We start from the raw sequence: 2,008 nt of genomic DNA on the forward strand, positions 1-2,008 counted from the left end.
GATCGCCGGGCACCCGCAGGTCGCCCAGGCCGCGGTGGTGGCCCGCGAGGACACCCCCGGTGACGTGCGCCTGGTGGCCTACGTCGTCGCCGACGACGAAGAGGCAGACCACACCGAACTGTCGGCTGCAGTGCGGAAGTTTGTTGCCGGGAGGCTGCCGGAGTACATGGTGCCGTCGGCCGTGGTGGTGCTGGAGGCGCTGCCGCTGTCGGGTAACGGCAAGCTGGACCGCCGCGCCCTGCCCGCCCCCGACTACGCCGCCGGCGCCGCCGCACGTGGCCGCGGACCTGCGACCGCCCGCGAGGAGATTCTCTGCCAGGCGTTCGCGGAGGTGCTGGGTCTGGAGAGTGTGGGGGTCGATGACGACTTCTTCATGCTGGGTGGTCATTCGTTGCTGGCGGTGTCGCTGGTGGAGAAGCTGCGCGGGCGTGGTGTGTCGGTGTCGGTGCGGGCGTTGTTCGAGACGCCGACCGTGGCGAGCCTGGCGGCGGTGGCGGGTCCGGAGCTGGTGGTGGTGCCGCCGAACGCGATCCCCGAGGGTGCTCAGGAGATCACGCCGGAGATGCTGCCGCTGGTCGACCTGTCCGCTGAGGAGGTCGCACTCGTGGTCGCGAGCGTCGAGGGCGGCGCGGCCAATGTTGCGGATGTGTATCCGCTGGCGCCGCTGCAGGAGGGTCTGCTCTTCCACCACCTGCTGGGTTCCCACAGCGGCAGCGATGTGTACGTGCTGCCGATCGTGCTGGGCTTCGACTCCCGGGAGCGGCTGGACGCGTTCGCGGGTGCGCTGCAGCAGGTCGTGGACCGGCATGACATCTACCGCACCGGTGTGGTGTGGGAGGGCCTGCGGGAGCCGGTCCAGGTGGTGTGGCGTCATGCCGTGCTGCCGGTGACTGAGGTCCAGCTGGACCCGGCCACGGAGGATCCGGCAGCCGAGCTGCTGGCGGCCGGTGGTCCGTCGATGGACATCGGTCACGCCCCGCTGCTCGGGATCCGGGCTGCGGCGGAGCCGGGGACCGAACGGTGGCTCGGGATGCTGCAGATCCACCAGCTGGTCCGTGACCACACGGCGCTGGAGGTGCTGGTCGGAGAGGTCCGGGCGATCCTGGCCGGTCACGCCGACACGCTGGCGCAGCCGCTGCCGTTCCGCGACTTCGTGGCGCAGGCGCGTGGTGGCGTGACGCCGGAGGAGCACGAGCGGTTCTTCGCTGAGCTGCTGGGCGATGTCACCGAGCCGACCGCGCCGTTCGGCCTGGTGGACGTGCGCGGCGACGGTTCGGACTCGGTCCGGGTCCGGTTGGACGTGGACGGGACGGTGGCGGAGCGCCTGCGCGAGGTGGCGCGGCGGCTCGGCGCCAGCCCGGCGACTGTTCTGCACGTGGCGTGGGCGCGGGTGCTGGCAGCGGTCAGCGGCCGTGACGACGTGGTGTTCGGGACGGTGCTGTTCGGCCGGATGAACGCCGGCGCCGGCGCCGACCGGGTGCCGGGCCCGTTCATCAACACCCTGCCGGTCCGCGTGCGGCTGGACGGGCTCGGTGCGGCCGAGGCCGTCACCGGGATGCGTGGAATGCTGGCTGAGCTGCTGGAGCACGAGCACGCGCCGCTGACGCTCGCGCAGCGTGCCAGCGGTGTGCTGGGGGACCAGCCGCTGTTCACCTCGCTCTTCACCTACCGGCACAGCCAGGGCCCGGCCCGCCAGGCCGCCATCTCGGACGGCATCGACGTCGTCTTCAGCCGGGAACGCACCAACTACCCCCTCACCGTAGCGATCGACGACCTGGGGGCCGACTTCCGGCTGGTCGTCAGTGCGGTCGCACCGGTCTCCCCGGAGGCCGTCTGCGGTCTACTGCACTCGGGCATCGAGAACCTGGTGGCCGCTCTGGAGAGCGCGCTGAGCGGAGGCTCCGACCTCCCGCTGAGCGGGGTCGAGGTGTTGGGTGCGGATGAGCGTCGTCGGGTGTTGGTGGAGTGGAATGACACCGGGCTCGGGGTGTCGGCGTTGACGGTTCCG

At 71.6% G+C, this 2,008-nt stretch carries 1 protein-coding gene; it reads left to right on the forward strand.

Annotated features, from left to right (window positions below; all coding sequences use genetic code 11):
- Position 1 precedes the first annotated feature (1 nt).
- Positions 2-2,008 (forward strand): condensation domain-containing protein (locus ACZ55U_RS38975; protein ID WP_465534370.1); only part of this gene is annotated, 2,007 nt, incomplete at its 3' end.

It is taken from the genome of Kitasatospora sp. NPDC034533, assembly GCF_055575155.1.